The following is a 20,472-nucleotide window of genomic DNA, read 5'->3' as shown; positions in this document are numbered from 1 at the left end:
CTGGATCCCTAGAAGCTGCCCTGAAGAGAAAGATAGAAGCCGCGCTGGTCCTCCAGGCCGGCAATGTCGCCCAGGTTGACCCAGGCCGCGGTGACTGCGAGGTGTCGGTCTGGCACCCACGCAACATAGGCGTCCCACCAGTCGTCCTCTTGTGCAAAGGAAAGATTGTCTGGTTTCTGGCGATACTCCATGCCCACCAGCCAGCTGCGGTTGATGAATAGTCCCACGCTGCTTTCGAGCATCGCTTCGTAGCGGTCATGCCTGTCGCCACCGAAACCGAGGAGACCGCCCTGGTTGGCCTTGGTGCCGCGCACCGTGGCGTTGACCAGCAGATTGCGGTCGAGGATTGCCGCAAAGAACAGCTTGCTGGCGGCCAGGTAGACATCGGTACCCGTGTCGCTTTCGGAGCCGATGGCTTCGGGCACGACATACTCGCGGCTGCGTTTGTGCTGGAGTCCGACCGACCACTGGCCATAGGGCCCGTAGAGTACATCGCCATAGAGACGAACCTTGGCGCCAAAAATATCCTGAACCAGCTCATCCTCTTCCAGGCCGAAGCCGTCCTTGAGGGGGAACACCAGGGTATCCAGGTCCAGCGTCTGGCGGGCTATCGATAATTCGACCCGGTTGTGCCAATTGAATGTTGCCCCGTAGACGCCCAGCGTGTAGTCGTCGACTTCAGCCCGTGACAGCGCCAGGGTCCCGCCCATTTCCCGATCGCTGGCGTAGCCGCCGAGCATGGCCCAGGGCACCAGACCGCCGCCGGCGCTTCCTTCGATCGTGGTGACCCCGCCGGTCGCCCAGATGCGCGAGCCAGGCCCTTCGTCAGCGATTGTGGCACTGCTGATTATGGCTAAACCGGTCAGGGCGATGGGCAGGAGGGCGCGGTGAATAGAGGCGTTGGGCATAATCCGTAGTCCGTCGATCAGGCGGGAGCCGTTTGCAGCTCGTCGCGCTTCAGTTTGAATTCTTCGACCCATTCGCCCAGCTTTTCCGCGGGCAGGGGGCGGGCCATAAAGTAGCCCTGGGCCTTATCGCAGCCCCAGGCCTGGAGCAGGCTCCAGCTGTCCTGGTTCTCGATACCTTCTGCGACCACGGTCAGCCCGAGTCCGTGGGCCATTTCTATGGTGGAGCGCACGATCAGCTGGTCCTTGGGTTCGCTATCGAGCTTGAGCACGAATGACTTGTCGATTTTCAACTCCTGCACCGGCAGCATGCGTAGCTGGGCCAATGACGAGTAACCAGTGCCGAAGTCGTCAACGGAAAGACCGGCACCCAGATCCCGCAACCGGTCCAGCGTCGCCCGGGCTTTTTCCGGGTCTTCCATGATGGCGCTTTCGGTGACTTCGAACGTCAGTTGATCCATGCGTCCCGGCCAGTCCGCGAACGCGCTGCGGATGTCGTCAAGCAGCCGTGGATACACCAGGTCAATGGCGGAAAGGTTGATAGCAATCCCCAGCTCGGGGTAATCACCCAACCACAGACGCGAATCCTGGCCGATGCGGTGCAGGATATAGCGGGTCAGTTGGGTAATCTGTCCGGAACGTTCGGCCAGCAGGATGAACTCTTCCGGCGAAATGAAGCCCAACGTCGGGTGAATCCAGCGGACCAGCGCCTCGACCTGCACCGCCTCTGCCGTCTGCAGGTTGACCTTGGGCTGGTAGTTCATGTGCAACTGCCCTTGGTCCAACCCGATCTTGAGATCCCGTATCAGCTGCAATTCGCGCAGGCGGGTCTCGTCCTTGCCGGACTGATAGAAGGCAATACGCCCCGACGTGCGGCGCGCCTGCGCCAGGGTCAGGTTGAGGCGTCGGCGGACCTGGTCGATATCGCCGGCTTCCTCGGGGATCTTGAGCACCGCCACGCTGCATTTGATGGCGATCGGCGTATCACCGATCGTCTGGGAGCTTTCGACCACGTCGCGCAGCCGCTCGGCCTCGGCTCTGACATTTGCCTCGTCCGACGCCGGGAGAATCGCAAGGAATTCATTGCCGCTGGTGCGCCCGAGAGGGCTCGCCGGATCAATACTGCCCCTCAGCCTAAGGCCCGTCGCGGTCAGTACGAGATCGCCGAAATCCAGCCCCAGCGTGTCATTGATATCAGCGAAATCCAGAATGGAAAAGCCGATCAGCCAGCCCGGCCTGCCTTCTTCCAGTGCGCTTTCGAGGCGCGCGTTCATGGCGCCGCGGTTAGGGAGCCCGGTCGAATCGTCGTGGGTCGCGTTGTACTGGATGCGATGCTCGCGGTTGAGGATCTTGTCACGCATGCCCACCAGGGCGTCACGGAGAGTTCCAAGTTCGCCCGCGACACGAATGCCGGAGGGGTCGAAGGTGTTGCCGTCACCGATGGTTTTTGCATACTGGGCCAGATCCAGAACGGGCCGGCCGAGCGCCCGGGCCGTGGCCAGCACCAGCACCACGGCAATGGTGACCACAACAGCGACGAGCATGAGCACTTCGAGGATGCGCTCATAGTAGTTCTGCCACGCGGCATCCCGACTGCTCAGCAGGAGCACCCGGATGGTGCCGGTGGGGTCAGTGCCGCCCAGCTCAACGGCACGAATGAAGTAGTCCGCGCTTTCATGCAGGCGGTTGATATTGCCGAGCGTGCCGAGCTTGGTCAGAAGATTGGCATCGGCCCATACGCCCGGCAACGTCGAGGCCAGCAGTTTACTGCTGGTGGCGTTACTGAAGTGCTGGAAAAGCACATCGGTGCCGGCGAGGCTGGCAATGGCGTCGGCCAGGTCCTGGCCCAGGGAGAACCCGGCAAAAAGCCAGGCCCTGAGCCCCGGGCCGCGCACCGGCACCACCAGCATCTGATAGCCCTGGTTCTGCCACATGAGGATGTCGCTCGCCGCGCCCTGTTCAAGCGCGCTTTCGAGGAGGTCCGGGAAAGGAGTTTTCGCGTCGCTGCTGTAGCTGGCGTCGCTGGATGCGATGACGCTGCCTTCAAAAGTGGTCAGCACGGCCAGATCGGCCCCGGCCCGCTTGACGTGGTTATCCAGCATGCTGCGAATGGTCGCGGCGTCGCCCGTGGCCACGGCGGACTTGAAGCCGAAGTCATCAGCAACGATGCTCAAACCATTGAGCAAAAGATCGGTACGGCGCTCCATAACCTCACCGCTGATCGCCTGAGCGACGTTCAACTGCTCTCGGGCACGGTTCTGTTCGTCTTCGAACAGATAGACCATGACGAGGCCCGCGATGCTGATGCTCGATAGCAGCACCAGCCCAAGCATGGCTAACAGGAGGCGGCCGCGGAAACCCAGGTTCGAAAGACGCATCATCTGATATTCTGGAACCGTTTCTGCAGGTTACTCAGCGGGGCGGGGGCCTCGGGCTCCGGCATCAGTGCCAGCTTAACCGGCCCTGATATTGCGGCCGCCTGCAAGGTTAATGTACGGGTATTGTCTTTCAGACGTGGGTGCCAGACGTCCAGCACGCCGGCTTCGAGCCAGCTCTCGTCCAGGTTCACTTGGCCCTGGGCATCGCTCAGCTGCCACTGGTGGTTGTCCGTGACAAGCACAAAACCTTTCATCTGGTCATGAATGTTGCAACCCAGCTCAACGATGCCCGCCTTGTCGAAGAGTACGGGTGATTCGGGCTTGCCCGCGTAAAGTTCGATATTGAAGGGTTTGGCTTTCGAGAAGGAGTAAACGTGGTGTTGGGTATTGTCGAGGTTAGGGAAGTCGACATTGGATCCCTTCGCCACGACCAGCGTATGGGGCACGAACTGTCGGTTCTTCTGGCTCATCTCAGCCTCGCCCACGCCCGCTGCAGGCGCTGAAGCTGACGTCACCACGACGCCCTCGAGAGCGGCACCGGTGCGCGCGTCGACGAACTGAACTGGCAGTGACTGTGGCAAGGCCGTCTGTGCCAGGGCTGGCACCGCCAACAGAGCTAGAGTGTAGGCACACAGTGATCGATACATGAATAATTCCGTAAGACTTCGCTGCTCAGAGCTGGATCCGGGTAGGATGGTTAACCGGCTGATTCTTCCAGAACCTGTTCGCCCAGTTTGCGTAAACGACGGCCTGCCATGTGATCAGAAGTGTAGTCGATATTCCCGGGCTTGCCGGCTTGAGGTGCCGTCAGACTCAATACAGTGCGCAGAAGTTGGCTTGCAGTATCACTCCACCCTGGCGGATCAGGCGCGCCGCGCCTATACCTGCTGTAGTGGATTCACTGGCTGATAAGCGACGAGCGAAGGTAATGGCCAAAGGTAAGAAGAAAGAGATCAGTGGCACCCGGCTTGAGCTGACGCTGGCGGCGGAAAAGGTCTTTGCCCTTAATGGTATAGCGGGAGCCACGCATCGGCAGATACGCGAAGCCGCCGGGCAGAAGAACGAGTCGGTTATCAATTACCACTTCGGTTCCACCGACGCGATCATCGAATCCATACTGCAGTTGCGTACTACGCCCATCAATAAGATGCGCCAAGGCATGCTGGCCCAGGCCCGCGCAGAAAGCACCAGCCAACTGGTGTCAACGGAACAGGTTATGCGCAGCTTATTGATGCCGCTGGCGCATTACGTACTCGACAGCAATGAGCCCGGCTATTACCTGCGTTTTCTGGTGCAACTGCGTACAGACCGAACGGCGTGGCGCAAATTCAGCGGGAGCTACGACAGAGGACTGGTTGAATGCCTGAGCGCGCTTCGCGATGCCAAACCTTATTTGCCCATCGGCATCGTCAATCAGCGCTACATGCACGCGCTTACCGTACATCTTGTCGGGCTGGCCGCGATAGAGCAGATAAAGTGCGAGAAAGGGCCCGGGTTCCGGTTGGCAGAAGGCTGGGTTCGTGTTGAAGACCTCATCACGACCACAACCGCCCTATGCGATGCACCACTCTCCCATACTACCGTTGATGCCATCCATCGGTTGGCAGAGCGTTGTCCCGCCCCGGCTTATGGGAGCTTTGGGCGGAAACGCAAGGTCCCCGAAGTGCCTCAGTAGTTCCATGACTCGTTATTCTTCGCTCAAACCGTTCCGCGGCTATGGCTGGACACCATTGACCACATTAATGTTCTTGCTATAGCCACGGCGCCCGCGATCAACTTGGAAAACGATCCCGCGTCCGGTTGGCAATGCGCACCAGCATCAGCATCAGCGGTACTTCCACCAGCACACCCACCACCGTCGCCAGGGCTGCGCCGGATTGCAGGCCAAACAGCGCAATAGCGGCAGCCACGGCCAGCTCGAAGAAATTGCTTGCCCCTATCATGGCGCCGGGCGCGGCGATGCAATGGCGCACTTTCCACAACCTGGCCCAGCCATAGGCGATAAAGAAAATCAGCAGGGTCTGAATAATGAGTGGAACGGCAATCAGGGCAATGTGCAGCGGGTTTTCCAGGATCACCTCGCCCTGAAAAGCGAATAAGAGCACCAGGGTGATAATCAGTGCGGCCGGTGTGACCGGTCCCAGCCTTTTCAGGAATACCTCTTCAAACCAGGATTCACCGCGGAGGGCGATCAGCACGCGGCGCGTGGTGTACCCGGCAGTCAGCGGAATGACAATGTAAAGCACGACAGACAGGAACACCGTATCCCAGGGGACGGGGATATCAGATACGCCCAGCAGGAACACCACGATCGGCGCGAACGCAAAAAGCATAATGAGGTCGTTCAGCGAAACCTGGACAAGGGTATAGGCGGCGTCCCCTCGGGTCAGATAGCTCCAGACAAATACCATCGCAGTGCAGGGCGCAGCGCCGAGGAGAATGGCGCCGGCCAGGTATTCGCTCGCCAGCGCGGGGGGAATCAGCGGCTCGAACACCACCATCAGGAAAAACCAGGCGATGGCAAACATGGTGAAGGGTTTGATGAGCCAGTTGACGATCGTGGTGATGGCCAAACCTTTCGGCTCTTTTCTCACGTTTACCACGGCGCTAAAGTCGATCTGGGCCATCATCGGGAAGATCATGGCCCAGATCAGAATGGCGATGGGGATGGAAACCTGAGCGTATTCGAAGCGCGAAAGGGCTTCGGGCACTGACGGCGCCAGTTGGCCCAGCGTTACCCCGGCGACGATGGCCAGCGCTACCCACACTGACAGGTATTTTCCGAACAGATCCATGCCACGGCCGGTTTCTTCGGCCGCAATTGTTTCGGCTTTACTACTCATCACTTGGCGCTCGTCTCTCATCGTCGGCTTCTGTAGTCACATGGATCGTTGGTTAACCCGCTTTGACACGTCTTCTGCGCTTTCCACCCGCTCGGAGTAACGATCGGTCAGATAGTCGTTGCGGTCCCGTATCAGCAACGTGAACTTCACCAGCTCCTCCATCACGTCGACGATACGGTTATAAAAAGGCGACGCCAGCATACGGTCGTTGTCATCGAACTCGGTAAACGCCTTCGGCACCGACGACTGGTTGGGTATGGTCACCATCCGCATCCAGCGGCCGAGCACCCGAAGCTGATTCACGGCGTTGAATGACTGGGAGCCGCCGCAGACCTGCATCACCGCGAGCGTTTTTCCCTGGGTCGGCCGCATGCCGCCTATGGACAGTGGGATCCAGTCGATCTGGGTCTTCATGACGCCAGTCATCGCCCCGTGCCGTTCCGGCGAGCACCAGACTATGCCCTCCGACCACTCAGCCAGTTCCCGCAGCGCCTGCACTTTGGGGTGAGAGGCGTCCTCTGCATCGGGTAAGGGTAACCCACGCGGATCGAAGATGCGGGTTTCCGCACCCATGGCTTCGAGTAATCGTGCAGCCTCCTCTGTTACCAGTCGACTGAAAGAGCGCGGTCTCAGTGAGCCATAGAGCAGCAGAATGCGGGGGCGGTGTGCTGCCGGTGAGGCGCGGAAAACTGTTTCGACAGAAGGAATCTGGAAGTGGGTTGGATCGATGTTGGGTAAGTCGTGATTGTTCATCGGGGATAAAACTCCAGGCAGGTAACTCAGGCGCGGCTTTCCGGTCAACCTGTTTGTTCGGCTCCCAAATCCGCGCTTCAGTTCGCCGGAGATTCAGGTTGGGTCGAACCTTGCGGAGACTCGTGGTGTCGGGGAAGCCCTAGAGAAACAAAGGCGGCGATGGCGATAAAGATAAACGAGATCCAGAGACAGGCTATCAGCCCCCAGGCCTGAAACACCCAGCCGGATAGCAGTGTCCCGAGCAGGCGACCCATGGCGTTGGACATATAGTAAAAGCCCACGTCCAGCGATACCCCATCGCCACGGGCATAGCTGACAATCAGGTAGCTGTGCAGTGACGAGTTGATGGCAAATAGCCCACCAAAAAGAAGCAGGCCGCCGACGAGCACAATCTGAGGCGACCATTCGGCCATAAGGCCCAAGGCTATCGCGGCAGGCGTCAGCGCCAGGGCTGAGGCCCAGAAAACCACGGGTTGCCTGCCCTCCTGGCCACCGGTTATCCGGGGCGCGATGGTCTGTATGAAGCCGTAGCCGATAATCCAGCTGGCCATGAAAGCGCCCACCTTCCAGAAATCCCATCCGAAAACGGTATGCAGATAAACCGGTAGCGCGACAACGAACCACACATCCCTCGCGCCAAACAGAAACATGCGCGCTGCGGACAGTACGTTGATCGCGCGGCTCTTCGAGAGGATTTCCCTGAACTTAGGCTTGGCCTTGCTCTTGCCCAGCTCCTGCTTGAGCAAAAACAGGCTTGCCAGCCAGACCAGCCCCAGCGCCACGGCCATCGCAACCACCGCACCGCTGAACCCGACTGCCATCAGCAGCACCCCGCCGAGGAAGAAGCCCACGCCCTTGAGGGTGTTCTTGGAGCCCGTAAGGATGGCTACCCAGGTGTAGAGTTTGCCCTGGTCCGTATCCGGCACCAGCAGTTTAATGCCGCTCTTGGCCGACATCTTGTTGAGGTCTTTGGCGATGCCCGACAGGGCCTGCGCCGCCATCACCCAGGGTACTGTCAGCATGGCGGCAGGCGCTGCCAGCATCCCGAGCGCCAGGATCTGCAGCAGCAAGCCGATATTCATGGTGCGATTCAGGCCCATGCGGGCGCCGAGGTAGCCGCCCACCAGGTTGGTGACAACACCAAAAAGTTCGTAGAAGACAAACAGCAGGGCAATTTGCAGCGGCGAATAGCCCAGCGCATGGAAATGCAGCACCACCAGCATCCGCAGGGCCCCATCCGTCAGGGTGAAGGCCCAATAATTACCGGTGATGACCAGATACTGGCGGATGGCCGGCGTCATCTCAGGCAGCGCCTACCTTGCGGGCCAGCTCCACGGTACGGTTGGCGTAACCCCATTCGTTGTCGTACCAGGCATAGATTTTTACGTGGGTGCCGTTGACCACGAGGGTGGACAGCGCATCGACGATGGACGAGCGCGGGTCGGTTTTGTAGTCGATGGACACCAGCGGGCGCTCCTCGTAGCCCATGATGCCTTTCAGCTCGCCTTCGGCCGCTTCCTTCAGCATTTGGTTCACTGCATCGCGGTCGGTCGATTGCTCCACCTCAAACACGCAATCCGTCAGCGACGCATTGATAAGCGGTACCCGCACGGCGTGGCCGTCCAGTCGGCCCTTCAGCTCCGGGAAGATCTCAATGATGGCGGTAGCCGAGCCGGTACTGGTGGGAATCAGCGAACTGCCGCAGGCCCGGGCGCGGCGCAGGTCCTTGTGGGGCGCGTCGAGAATGGTCTGGGTATTGGTAAGACTGTGGATCGTGGTGAGAGACCCGTGCTTGATGCCCAGTTTCTCGTGGATCACCTTCACCACCGGCGCCAGGCAATTGGTGGTGCAGGAGGCGGCAGTAACAATGCGGTCATTGGCCGGGTCGAAGATGTGTTCGTTGACGCCCAGTACAATGTTCTTGGCGCCCGCTTCTTTGACTGGCGCGGTGACCACGACCCGCTTCACTCCCTGGTCGAGGTAGCCCTGCAGTACGCTGACCTTTTTGTTGACACCGCTGGCCTCGATGACCAGATCGCAAATCGACCAATCGGTGTCGCTGATGGCCTTGTTACTGGTTACCCGAATGCGCCGTCCTTCTATGACGATTTCGTTGCCGTCGGCTTCGGCCTGGTGGTCCCAGCGCCCATGAACACTGTCGAAGTTAAGCAGGTGCGCGAGCGTTGCCGCGTCGCCGCCGGGGTCATTGATGGCCACAAACTCCATATCCGGCCATGTCCAGGCTGCGCGTAGCGCAAGGCGTCCCATCCGGCCGAAACCGTTGATGCCGATTTTGAGTGACATAAGCTGAGCTCCTTTTCCAGGCTATAGAATAGCGACCGGTTACGGACAGCGGGTCGCGGGTTTACGATACTCCGCCGCTTCGAGACGGCGGAGGTCTTCCCTGAAGGTCAGTTTTGACGCCAGTGCGGCGTGCGTGCTGTTCAGTACGTTCAGCTGCCAAGGGGCGAGGTCCGGATGAAGCCGGTAAAAGACCCATTGCCCTTCCCGATGATCACTGACCAGGTCGCAGGCGCGCAACTGGGCCAGGTGGCGGGAAATTTTTGGCTGTGACGTCTCCAGCGCTTCGGTAAGATCGCACACGCAGAGCGCGTCACGGGAGTAAAGCAGGGCCAGGCAGCGCAATCGTGTTTCATCAGCCAGGCATTTGAAGAACTTATCGGCGCTCATATGACCCTCCTGGAGCAGCACGGCTGCGCACAAGACTAATGCGCGTCTATTGCAATGGAATTAAATATATGCGGATAAGCGTATATGGCGGTAGGCTCCAGCACAAGCGTATCAGCGGCAAAGACCTAGAGACGGGAAAAAGCCAGTAATGAGCAATGAAAGGCAAAGCATGGGATTACGGCTGCGTGTACTGGTCCTCTCGGGTTACGACGCCGCCAGCCACCAGCGCTGGCGACACCAGCTGATGGGCCTGTTACCTGACTATGAGTGGCAGTGCCTGGCATTGCCACCACGTTTTTTCCGCTGGCGTATTCGCGGCAATCCGCTCACCTGGTTGAATGAGCCGCGGCTGCTGGAACAGTGGGACCTGATCGTCGCCACGTCCATGGTTGACCTTGCGACGCTACGGGGCCTGCACCCCCAGCTCGCACATACGCCTTGCCTTCTTTACATGCATGAAAACCAGTTCGCTTTCCCGGCTGCATCTGCGCAGCACGCCAGTGTCGAGCCCCAGATGGTCAACCTTTACAGTGCAATCGCGGCTGATCGCGTGGTCTTCAACAGCGCCTGGAACCGGGACAGTTTCCTCGACGGGGTCGCTGCGTTTCTGAAGAAGATGCCCGACGGCGTGCCGGGCGGATTGATTGAGACATTGCGCGCCAAGTCGGGAGTCATCCCGGTACCGATAGAAGACCGGTTATTTATCGATAGCCCGCGGCCTATCAACTGGCGCTGCCCGCACCTCCTGTGGAACCACCGTTGGGAGTATGACAAAGGCCCGGAACGGCTGTTGAGTCTGTTGTGCGCGCTGGAAACACGGTCGGTCCCGTTTCGCGTGAGTGTCGTTGGCGAGCGCTTCCGAAGTTCGCCAAAGGCGTTTGAGCAGATCCAGCAGGCGTTCGGGGGACGGGTAGAACAGTGGGGCTTCCTGGAGCGCAGGGAAGACTACGACCATCTGCTCGCCCGCACGGATATCGTGCTATCAACAGCCCTGCATGATTTTCAGGGGCTGGCCATGCTGGAGGCCATGGCCTCCGGCTGTATCCCCCTGGCGCCCGACCGGCTGGCCTACCGGGAGTATGTGCCAGAACTCTGCCGTTATGAAAGTCATGAGCAGGATGCTGACAGGGAGGCCGAGGGGGCCGCCCTGTGCCTGCAGCGGCTTATGGAGCAGCAGCCTGCTCAATGCCAGCCGATGCCTTGGCGGGCCTCGGTTCTGGCTGGGCAGTACCGGCGCCTCTTTGAGGATACGATTAGAATGAGCTGAACCGACCGCAACAGAAAGGGAGAAAGAGCAATGGCGACGTCTTCAATGGAGTCGAGACGCAGCGGCCGCTGGCCGAGGCTGCTGGCCTGGCTGGGCTTACTGGTGGTGCTCTTTGCCGCGCTGTGTGTGGTCGGCGCGGGGCCAGCCCATCGGCTGGAACTGGCCGACCTGGGCACAGCTTTCGGGCTGCTGCGGCTGGGGGCGTACCTGGCCCTCGGTGGCGCCGTTCTGGGGCTGATTACGCTGGTGGTGGCGAGCCTGTGCAGGCGTTTCCGGCCGGCGCTGGTGGGTGGGGCCGTGTTCGTGGCAGCCGCGGGGGTGCTCATTGTGCCCTGGCAAATGCTGCAACGCGCCCAGCAAGTGCCACCGATCCACGATATCACGACAGACACCCAGGACCCGCCTGCCTTCACTGCCCTGGCGCCGGCGCGGGAGACAGCACCCAACGCAGTCGAATACCCGGGCGAGGCCACCGCACGGCAACAGCGCGCAGCCTATCCGGAGATCCAGCCCATTATGCTGCCCCTGCCGTTGGCCGAAGCACTCGAAGCCGCTGAGGCTGTCGCGCGCGCGAAGGGCTGGGATGTCGTGGCGGTCGGCAAGACCACGCTGGAAGCCACCGCGACCACGCCCTGGTTCGGTTTCAAGGATGATGTGGCGATCCGCCTGAGCGAGGTCGAAGGTGGCGTGCGAGTCGATGTGCGCTCTGCCTCACGGGTGGGTCGCAGCGATCTCGGCACAAACGCTGCCCGCATTCGGGATTACCTGGCGGAGCTGAGTCGGAGGGTGGGTGAGTCGAGATGACACCCGCCCAAGGACGTTGCCGTAGTCGAGAGTGCGGTTCCCCGTAGGTTCTGCGACCAGATCGCTTTCCTGTAGACGGAGCGCCTGGGTTTATTCAATGCCGTGCGTGAAGTCAGTCGCCCGCGCCAGTAGTGAATCGCTTGTTTACACAGCCTGTTTGTAGAGCGATCGACGGGGCTTCTCAAACATGCGCTGGACCATGGGCTCGAAAAAGTCGAGCGGGAGCGATTCACGCTTGGGATCGAATGCCGCGGCGTCGTACTTGGCGCAGAACTCAGCCGTCTGATTGAACAGGGGGTGCGTCCTGAACTGCTCGCGGATGTTGCGATCCATGCCCATGTGGTGGAAGAAATAGTAGCCTTGGAAGATGGCGTGGTGCTTGACCATCCAGTGATTTTCCTCCGAGACGAACGGCTCCAGCATCGCCGCGGCGATGTCCGCGTGGTTGTAGGACCCTAACGTGTCGCCGATATCGTGGAGCAGGGCGCAGACGACATATTCTTCATCCCTGCCATCCTCATGGGCAAGCGTAGCAGTCTGCAAACTGTGGTCGAGACGGTCTATCGGAAAGCCACTGAAGTCGCCTTTCAGCAAACGGAGGTGGTCGAGGATCCGGTAGGGCAGCTTTCGGGAGAAGCTCCGGAAATGCTTCCCGATCACTTCCCAGTCTTCTGCTGTGCCGTCTTTCATGTGGGTAAAGCCGGCGTGCGTCTGGGTCTCATTGCTCATACTCGAATCTCTCTTATCTTCGGATGGCCAGGTTTCCCGGTGTGGGTCGGATGACCGAGGCCCCGGCAGATCGGGACTTCATGTTAACCCTCGGGCTGCGCCCCCAGCCACGGCCAGGTCATGATAATCAGCCCCGTCCCAATCGGCCGGATCGCCATCGTATAGCCCGTAGTCGGAACGACTGAGCATACTCCGGGTTAAATGCGAAATGGAAGTCCGCAATGCGGTACAGAGCGGTGCAGCACGGTTTCGGTTGTGGGAGGGCGGAGCAGCTTGCTCACCAGTGGAGAGGTGCTCGAGCGGGCATGTGAAGCCAACACCAAAAAAAGATGGCGGGAGAGCGAGCAACAAATACGACGAGTATCGCGAACACATGAGCTGCGGCGGACTTATCGATCTCAAATAGTCTGTATCCCTTCCACGAGGAGTACATGTTTTTTTGCAGCCTATTCGGGTTGCCGGCTCGCCAGGGAACATGTTTGCTACGCAATGGCGATATGCCGCTTTAGAGGCTATGTTATAGCTAGTCGCTGCAGGGCTGATCCTGTGCGCGGGTGTAAGGAAGCGTTTTTTTGGGTCGTCTCAACCGCATCTATAAAATCCACGACCTGTTACGCAATGCCAGGCGGCCCGTCCCCATGCGACGTTTTCTGGATGAGCTGGAGGCCACACGAAACACGGTCACCCGTGATTTCGAGTACATGCGTGACAGCCTCGGCGCGCCCATTGCCTACTGCCGGGAGGCTAATGGGCATCACTATGACCCCGCTGAACCGGTATTCGAGCTTCCAGGCTTATGGATGAGCCCTGGCGAGCTCTATGCCCTGCTCGCCTGCGAACAGCTTCTGGAAGCGGTACAGCCTGGCATGATGACCCACCGGCTTGCGCCTCTGAAGACCCGCATACGCGCATTGTTGGGTGAGGCCGGACACGACGCGGAGCGCATCAGCGAGCGCATCCGCGTGCAACCCATGCAGGTGCGCTCCACCTCAGCCCTGGTGTTCGATCCCGTGGCCGAAGCGACCCTGGGATGTAAGCGACTCCGTTTCACTTACCGAAACCGCTCTAACCAGCAGTCAGCCGAACGTACCGCGGACCCTCAACGGCTGCTTCATTACCGCTCCAACTGGTACCTGCTCGCACAATGTACCCGTGCAAAAGATCTGCGGCTATTCTCTGTCGATCGTATTACCTCGCCAACGGTACTGGACGAGCCAGCCCCAGCGCTGCCGGATGAGCCCCTTTCCCATTTCATAGGTTCGTCGTTCGGCATCTTCGGAGGCGCACCGACGGCCATGGCACACCTGCGTTTCAGCGACAACGCCGCGCAATGGGTGGCCGAAGAGTGCTGGCACCCGGATCAGATTAGTGAGTGGCGGCAAGACGGCTTCCACTTGCAGGTGCCCTATGCCGTCAGCCGGGAATTAGTTATGGAGGTCCTGCGCTACGGGCCAGAGGTGGAGGTTCTGGGGCCGCCGGAGCTGCGGGAAAACGTGACCGACCAGATAAAAAAAATGGCAGGGATCTACTGATAATTTAGCCAGTGGTGCACATCCGGGGGCAGTAGGCGGAGTAGTGTGAATCAACCAGAACTGAGGTGGGCGTTACGAAGCTACTGCGCTGGACGGTCTTGCCAAATATTTCTCGAGAGACTCCAGCTATGAGCGCCTGTTTTCGCGGACTTTTCTTCTAGCGCCGCTATCGCCCCCCACGTTCCTGAATACCGATTAAACCCGGCAAGCATCATAGGTGGCAGCGTGGAGAGTTACTTTAAATACTGGGGTAAAGCTAAACCGTCAGGCACTGACGATGGCGTTGGTGCTCCATGCCATCTGCTGCCTTTTCATTCTCTGGACGTGGCAGCAGTTGGATACTGTCTTTTTTCGCCAGAGGTCTCCCGCAACCAGTCGCTCGCTCGCAGCCTGGGTATCTCCCCTCAGCAGTTACAGTCGATTTTTACTTTCTCTCTGGCCCTGCATGACTTGGGTAAATTCACAAGGGCATTCCAAGGGTTGGCTTCTCCCGGGCTAAAGGGTTTGGTTGGTCCAGAAGCGACGATTGAATATACGAAACGCCATGACACACTTGGCATGCTGCTTTGGACGAGGGGCGTCAGTGAAAAGCTGGGTGATGGTCACTCCTGGCATTGGCCTGCGTCCCAGGCATTGGGACGGCATGGAAGGCGGGCGATCGAAAGTCTGTTGGGGGCCGCCTTCGGTCACCATGGCAAACCGGTTGAGTCAGGTAGCGAGAGCATCGACGATCATGCACTGGAGGACGACCAGGAGGCTGCCTGGGAATTTTCACTAGCAGTAGCAGAGTTGATGAAGCCTGACTGGCCAGTTGAGCAGTTCAATGATCGGGAATGGTCGTGCCAGTTGAAACGAATGAGCTGGCACCTGGCAGGGCAGGCGGTGCTTGCCGACTGGCTGGGCTCGAATCAGGACGCTTTTCCCTACCAGTCCGACGCAGAGAATCTTGACGAGTATTGGCATGGTAAAGCCATCCCGCGGGCCCGGGCTCTGCTTCAGCAACTGGGTTTTGCCCATGCCCTGACGCCGGCGCCATTCGAAGGGGTGGAACCGTTTTTCGGCTTCGAGCCCACTCCTCTTCAGTTGTGGGCCCAGGACATCCCCCTTGAGGCTTCACCTCAATTATTCATCCTTGAGGACGTGACCGGTGCAGGCAAAACAGAGGCGGCAATGACGCTGGCTCATCGCTTGCTTGAGCGACATCAGGTCGAAGGCGTCTATTTTGGCTTGCCAACTATGGCGACCTCCAACGCCATGTATTCCCGCATCGCGGGAGTCTACCGGCGGTGGTTCGCCGGCGAGTCGCAACCTAACCTGGTACTCGCCCACGGTGCGCGCCAACTGAACGACCCTTTCGGCGCGACAATCATTCCCAGCCAAGCGCTGGATAACACTTACGGTGTTGGCGAGAGCTCTGCGTCGGCCATCTGCAACGAATGGTTTGCAGACTCACGCAAAAAAGCGCTGCTCGCCGATGTAGGCGTCGGGACGATCGACCAGGTCCTGATGGCGCTGTTGCCATTTCGGCACCAGTCGCTGCGCTTGATCGGCCTCGCTAATAAGCTCCTGATCGTGGACGAGATCCACGCCTGCGACGACTACATGCTGACGCTGCTAACGGCGGTGCTGACGGCTCATGCACAGCAAGGCGGCAGTGCCGTTCTGTTGACGGCGACATTGCCACTTGATATGCGCCACCAATTAGTCAGGGCGTGGCAGCGTGGTTTGCAAGGTGAGTCCGATGCATCATCGACGGATTACGCGTTTCCCCTTGCCACGCACGTGTCTGAAGCTGGTGTTGCGGCGTACCCGGTGGGTACCCGTAAAAGCGTCGAGAGGGAGGTCCGTGTAGACCACATAAACGATGAGGAAGCAGCACTGGCATCATTGGCGGCGGCTGCCCGGGAAGGGCTCTGCGCCTGTTGGGTGCGTAACACGGTCGACGATGCTATTGCCGCCATTGAAAGGCTGGCGGAACTCGTGCCAGACCCGGAAAAGCTGCTGTTGTTTCACAGCCGGTTTGTGATGGCCGACCGGCAGGCCATTGAAGCGGCGGCGCTTTCGCATTTCGGAAAAGCGTCAGGGCCTGAGGACCGTGCTGGATGGGTCCTTGTGGCGACGCAGGTCGTCGAGCAGTCCCTCGACCTGGATTTTGACGTGATGATTTCCGATCTGGCCCCGATTGATCTGCTCATCCAGCGAGCGGGGCGCCTGCACAGGCACAGTCGCGACGTTGCGGGCAACCGCCTGGAAACGAATGATGAGCGGCGCGGGCCTACGTTGCAAATCCTTGCTCCCCCCTATACTGAAACACCCGGATCTCAATGGGTTCGCAGCTTCTTGCCAGGTACGGCAGCGGTCTACCGCAACCACGGCCAGCTATGGCTAACCCTGAAAGTGCTTTTGACCCAGGGAGCCATCCGTATGCCACAGGAGGCTCGGTTACTGATCGAGTCTGTATTCAGCGATGAGGCCGAGGCCGCTATTCCCGAAGGCCTGTTCGGAAGCCACCTGGAGCAGGAGGGCGCGCGCCGCGGTCAGGCCGCAATGGGGCACTTCAACAAACTCAATCTTGATAAAGGCTACGTTCCCGCAAGCGCAGCCGGGGGCTGGCTGGAAGACGTTGATATCGGCACCCGCCTGTCTGACGAGCCCAGCGTTACGGTAACCCTGGTCCGCCTCAACGAGGATCGGAGCGAATTGTTGCCCTGGGTTACAACAGGCCAACACCGTTGGGAGCTGAGCCAGCTAACGGTTCGGCAGTCGCTGGCAAACCGCCTCCCTGCATGGCCGGCGGCGCTTGAGGTGCTTGCTGAACAGCTATTCGCGGCTCGAAAAGCCCTCAAATACTCCCGACTCTGGCTGCCGGAGAGTGAGGAAGCAGAGCTGCGCTACAGCCAGACTCTGGGGATGCATAAGCCCCGCGAGTGCGGGGAACGTAACTAACCGCGAACCGAAGTAGCAGGTTTTAACGGTTGATTCCCAGGCGCTGGGAAATCGGACGTCTCATTCTATCTGATCGCCGTTTTGTGGGGCCAGTCACTCTTCCAGTGTGCTTTGGCTGAATTTTTTGTTTTCTTCGCGTTTTATATAAAGTTTCAGGTTTTAACTTAAAAATATATTGAGCCCTGTCTGGAGAAGAGCTATCTTTGGTCAAACAGGTCAGGAAGCGAATCATAATGCGGGCTCGAACTTGTCCCTCATGGCCTGCAGGAATCCACCTCAGCAGAAGTTTAAGCAGTGCGAAGACCATGCTGAAACGTTTGTTACTCGGGGGTTAACGATGCGCATACTCACATCTCAGTTTTTGCCTTTCAAGATCCGGACCGGGGACGTTGAGTACCGTCCCGTTTCTGCTATGGCTTTACCCGAGGTAACCGAGCTGGCACTGCCACGCGCCGATTTTCAGGGGGCTGCCTATCAATTCCTGATCGGCTTGCTGCAGACAGCCTACGCGCCGGTTGACATTGATGAATGGATGGATCGCTACCAGTCCCCGCCCTCCCCGGAGGCGCTAGAACAGGCATTCGAGGGGTTCATTGCAAGTTTTGAGCTGGAGGGAGACGGGCCGTTATTCATGCAGGACCTGGACCCGCTGGATAAAGAGTCGCCGATTCCTTCGTCCAGTCTGCTTATCGATGCGCCGGGTGCGTCGACGATCAAGAACAACACCGATCATTTTGTTAAAGCGGGTCGCGCAGAAGCATTCTGCCCCAATTGCGCCGCGATGGCGTTGTTTACCTTGCAGATCAACGCCCCATCGGGAGGGAAGGGATACCGGACGGGCTTGAGGGGAGGCGGTCCATTAACCACGCTCATACTACCCTCCGAACCCGATGCCAGCCTCTGGAAAAAGCTGTGGCTGAACGTTCTTGATAAGTCGCACTGGCCGTATCCAGAGCCCAACCCGAAGAGCTTTGAGCTGTTTCCGTGGATGGAAACGACCCGGGTCAGTGACAAAGCCCAGAAAACGTTCGCGAGTGATGTTCATCCGCTTCATCAATTCTGGGCGATGCCGCGTCGTTTTCGGCTCATTTTCGAGGATCACAACTGCCGTTGTGACTTATGTGGCCGAGATTCCGAACGTGTATGCCGGACAGTTAAAGCACGAAACTACGGCAACAATTATGACGGCCCCTGGACTCATCCGTTAACGCCCTATCGCCGTGATCCAAAAAAGCCAACCGAACCGCAACTGTCTGTAAAAGGCCAGCCGGGTGGTATTGGCTATCGCCATTGGGAAGCCCTGGTCCTGAGGGATGCTGAAGGCAGTGGCAATCTGCCTGCCGAGGTTGTACGAGATTACGCCCGCAAGGTGGACGAAGCGAGGCACGACAACCTGTCGCTCCCACGTCAGGCCCGACTTTGGGTCTTTGGCTACGACATGGACAACATGAAGCCGAGGGCGTGGTACGGCACTCAGTTGCCGTTACTCGCCGTACCGCAGCCACAGCAGGATCGCCTGCTCGACTGGGTACGGGATCTTGTGGGGCTGTCGCGAGACACCGCCTGGCAGTTGCGCAAGCAGGTCAAGGAGGCCTGGTTCAGCAGGCCGGCCGACGTGAAAGGCGACACTGATTTTATCGAGTCCCGCTTTTGGGAGCTGACTGAGCATGAGTTTTACAGCCTGCTTTCTCTTCTGGGCGAGCGAATTCAGGACGGCACCATCAAGCGCCTTCCCCCTGACCTGGCGGCACGCTGGTACCAACATGTCCGGCAGCAGGCCGTGGCGGTCTTTGATGAACTGGCGTTATCCGCCCCTGCGGAGGCGCTGGACATGAAGCGGATAACCGGCGCGCGTAACCGGTTTTTGTACCAGCTTAAAAAGGGCAAGACAGCCAAAAAGTTTCGAAAGCAGGCGGGGCTCGAAGATGCGCCCCTGGAACAGGAATCGGCGTAACCACGGCCTCACAAAGGAGAAGGCGCCATGAATCAGAAATTCTACTACCACATGTTGAGAGACGACCACCTGCGCAGCCAGGTCTGGAACTGGTGGGCCAGACTACAGGGACAGGACAAAACCGATGGCGCAACAGCTTCCCTTCGAGGCGTGCGGGCCGAACTTCGCCGCTGTCACACCCCAGACGATGTGCTGCTGACGGAAGGGTTTCGGTCGCTATGGATGGCGGTAAACAAAGAGGGGGCGAGACCCAGCGCCGACATGACCGCCTGGGCCACGGTGGCTGCCGTACTTGCGGACGTTCGGGTTAACGCAGAAAAGCCCTTCGCCGCAGCACTGGGCAGTGAAAATGAGAAGACCGGCAAGCCCCATGTCAGTGAGTTGCGCTTCTCACAACTGCAGAAAAGTAGCGATAGCGCCGAATTCCTCCGGCGAGCCCGGCGCTCTGTTGCCTTGCTGGGTCGGTCTGCCAGCGTGCTCTCTCTCGCGGACAGCGTATTGCACTGGCATAAAGAAAAACAGGGTTACTACCCAGTAAAGCCCAATCACCGGCTCGCCGTGCGATGGGCGACCGACTATTTCACGGAACTATCTCGATATCAGCGAACCCCCTAGCATCACGGAGACAAACCATGACGAAATTTGTACAGCTTCACCTTTTGACTTCATATCCCCCTGCGAACCTGAACCGGGACGATCTTGGGCGCCCGAAAACCGCGCGGATGGGCGGTGCCGAACGCCTCCGGGTGTCGTCCCAGAGCCTCAAAAGACACTGGCGTACCTCCGATCTGTTTCAGGAAGCCGCCGCTAACCATGTCGGCACACGCACCAAGCGATTGGGCATCGGTGTGCAGGACCGCCTGCTTGCCGGTGGTGTGAAGGAAAAAGACGCGAAAGAATGGGCCGCTAAGATCGCGGGTGTTTTCGGGGCGCTGAAGAAGAACAGTGTTGAGATTGAGCAACTTGCCCATGTCAGCCCTGAAGAGCAACAGGCGGTGAACGAGCTGGCTGAACGGCTGATCGCAGAGGGCCACGCACCCGACGAGGAAGAGCTGAAGCTTTTACGCAAGAAGCCGGCCGCCGTCGATGTCGCCCTGTTTGGGCGGATGCTCGCCAGCGCGCCCGAGTTCAACGTGGAAGCCGCCTGCCAGGTGGCTCATGCCATCACCGTGCACGGCGTCGTGATCGAGGATGACTACTTTACCGCAGTCGATGACCTTAATAACGAGGAAGACAGAGGCGCAGCGCACATCGGCGAAACCGGCTTCGCCGCAGGCGTTTTCTACAGTTATGTGTGTATTAACCGGGATCAGCTTGTCGATAACCTGCGTGGCGATGCGGACCTCGCCGACCGCGCTATTGCGGCGCTCACCGAAGCGGCCATAAAAATAGCGCCGAGCGGAAAGCAGAACAGTTTCGGCTCGCGAGCCTACGCCAGTTACGTATTGGCGGAAAAGGGACCGCAACAGCCCCGCTCGTTATCGGTAGCGTTCCTTAAACCTATCCAGGGAGAGGACCAGGCCAGCGAGGCGATCCGTTGTCTTGAGTCACAGGTAGAGCGATTCGACCAGGTTTACGGAGCGTGTGCTGATAAGCGGTACGCGCTCAACACTGTGGAAGGCAGCGGAAAGTTCGATGACCTGCTGAAATTTCTTCAGGCGGAGTAGGGT

General features: G+C 59.2%; 17 protein-coding genes. 8 read left to right on the top strand and 9 right to left on the bottom strand.

What is annotated here, in order from left to right; translation table 11 throughout:
• Positions 1-8 precede the first annotated feature (8 nt).
• The 3 genes from soil367_RS17095 to soil367_RS17085 are packed head-to-tail and all read right to left on the bottom strand — an operon-like array spanning position 9 to position 3,930.
• Positions 9-908 (bottom strand): DUF3034 family protein, encoded by a 900-nt coding sequence (locus soil367_RS17095; RefSeq protein WP_136550238.1) that lies wholly within the window; start codon positions 906-908, stop codon positions 9-11.
• A gap of 17 nt (positions 909-925) precedes the next feature.
• Positions 926-3,286 carry a putative bifunctional diguanylate cyclase/phosphodiesterase gene (locus tag soil367_RS17090; RefSeq protein ID WP_136550237.1) on the bottom strand — a complete coding sequence of 787 codons (2,361 nt, stop codon included), beginning with the start codon at positions 3,284-3,286 and terminating at the stop codon, positions 926-928.
• Positions 3,283-3,930: a methylamine utilization protein gene (locus tag soil367_RS17085; RefSeq protein ID WP_136550236.1), complete on the bottom strand. Its 648-nt coding sequence runs from the start codon at positions 3,928-3,930 to the stop codon at positions 3,283-3,285. The genes soil367_RS17090 and soil367_RS17085 overlap by 4 nt, the downstream gene beginning before the upstream one ends.
• Before the next feature lie 281 nt (positions 3,931-4,211).
• On the opposite strand from soil367_RS17085, the gene soil367_RS17080 reads away from it, so the two are divergent.
• Complete coding sequence (locus soil367_RS17080; RefSeq protein WP_136550235.1) at positions 4,212-4,958, top strand: TetR/AcrR family transcriptional regulator; 747 nt, start codon at positions 4,212-4,214, stop codon at positions 4,956-4,958.
• 97 nt (positions 4,959-5,055) lie between these two features.
• Here the strand turns inward: soil367_RS17080 and arsB are convergent, their stop codons facing one another.
• From arsB to soil367_RS17055, 5 genes are all read right to left on the bottom strand, one after another.
• Complete coding sequence (gene arsB, locus soil367_RS17075) at positions 5,056-6,078, bottom strand: ACR3 family arsenite efflux transporter (protein WP_216642844.1); 1,023 nt, start codon at positions 6,076-6,078, stop codon at positions 5,056-5,058.
• An 84-nt stretch (positions 6,079-6,162) separates the two neighbouring features.
• Complete coding sequence (gene arsH / locus soil367_RS17070) at positions 6,163-6,879, bottom strand: arsenical resistance protein ArsH (protein ID WP_136550233.1); 717 nt, start codon at positions 6,877-6,879, stop codon at positions 6,163-6,165.
• A gap of 77 nt (positions 6,880-6,956) precedes the next feature.
• Positions 6,957-8,180, bottom strand: coding sequence for an organoarsenical effux MFS transporter ArsJ (arsJ, locus tag soil367_RS17065; protein WP_136550232.1), 1,224 nt, complete (start codon positions 8,178-8,180; stop codon positions 6,957-6,959).
• 1 nt (position 8,181) lies between these two features.
• Positions 8,182-9,183, bottom strand: coding sequence for an ArsJ-associated glyceraldehyde-3-phosphate dehydrogenase (locus tag soil367_RS17060; RefSeq protein WP_136550231.1), 1,002 nt, complete (start codon positions 9,181-9,183; stop codon positions 8,182-8,184).
• Positions 9,184-9,222: 39 nt separating this feature from the next.
• Positions 9,223-9,570, bottom strand: a complete 348-nt coding sequence (locus soil367_RS17055; protein ID WP_136550230.1) for an ArsR/SmtB family transcription factor — start codon at positions 9,568-9,570, stop codon at positions 9,223-9,225.
• Between the two features lie 148 nt (positions 9,571-9,718).
• Between soil367_RS17055 and soil367_RS17050 the strand changes: the two genes are divergently transcribed.
• The gene (locus soil367_RS17050) at positions 9,719-10,837 is read left to right on the top strand and encodes a tRNA-queuosine alpha-mannosyltransferase domain-containing protein (protein ID WP_246065396.1); all 1,119 of its coding nucleotides are present in this window, start codon (positions 9,719-9,721) and stop codon (positions 10,835-10,837) included.
• 30 nt (positions 10,838-10,867) lie between these two features.
• Positions 10,868-11,641, top strand: a complete 774-nt coding sequence (locus soil367_RS17045; protein ID WP_136550229.1) for a DUF1499 domain-containing protein — start codon at positions 10,868-10,870, stop codon at positions 11,639-11,641.
• Between the two features lie 144 nt (positions 11,642-11,785).
• Here the strand turns inward: soil367_RS17045 and soil367_RS17040 are convergent, their stop codons facing one another.
• A complete protein-coding gene (locus tag soil367_RS17040) occupies positions 11,786-12,370 on the bottom strand; it encodes an HD domain-containing protein (RefSeq protein WP_136550228.1) in 585 nt (194 codons plus the stop codon).
• A gap of 572 nt (positions 12,371-12,942) precedes the next feature.
• Here soil367_RS17040 and soil367_RS17035 point away from each other — a divergent pair.
• From soil367_RS17035 to cas7e, 5 genes are all read left to right on the top strand, one after another.
• Positions 12,943-13,902 (top strand): helix-turn-helix transcriptional regulator, encoded by a 960-nt coding sequence (locus tag soil367_RS17035; RefSeq protein WP_136550227.1) that lies wholly within the window; start codon positions 12,943-12,945, stop codon positions 13,900-13,902.
• A 225-nt stretch (positions 13,903-14,127) separates the two neighbouring features.
• Complete coding sequence (cas3, locus tag soil367_RS17030) at positions 14,128-16,848, top strand: CRISPR-associated helicase Cas3' (RefSeq protein ID WP_172962380.1); 2,721 nt, start codon at positions 14,128-14,130, stop codon at positions 16,846-16,848.
• A gap of 337 nt (positions 16,849-17,185) precedes the next feature.
• Positions 17,186-18,802, top strand: coding sequence for a type I-E CRISPR-associated protein Cse1/CasA (gene casA, locus soil367_RS17025; protein WP_136550226.1), 1,617 nt, complete (start codon positions 17,186-17,188; stop codon positions 18,800-18,802).
• A gap of 27 nt (positions 18,803-18,829) precedes the next feature.
• Positions 18,830-19,417, top strand: a complete 588-nt coding sequence (casB, locus tag soil367_RS17020; protein WP_136550225.1) for a type I-E CRISPR-associated protein Cse2/CasB — start codon at positions 18,830-18,832, stop codon at positions 19,415-19,417.
• Between the two features lie 17 nt (positions 19,418-19,434).
• Complete coding sequence (gene cas7e / locus soil367_RS17015; protein ID WP_136550224.1) at positions 19,435-20,469, top strand: type I-E CRISPR-associated protein Cas7/Cse4/CasC; 1,035 nt, start codon at positions 19,435-19,437, stop codon at positions 20,467-20,469.
• The last annotated feature ends 3 nt before the right edge of the window (positions 20,470-20,472 follow it).

It is taken from the genome of Hydrocarboniclastica marina, assembly GCF_004851605.1.
Classification (GTDB): Bacteria; Pseudomonadota; Gammaproteobacteria; order Pseudomonadales; family Oleiphilaceae; genus Hydrocarboniclastica; species Hydrocarboniclastica marina.
This window is presented reverse-complemented; position numbering and strand designations above follow the sequence as displayed.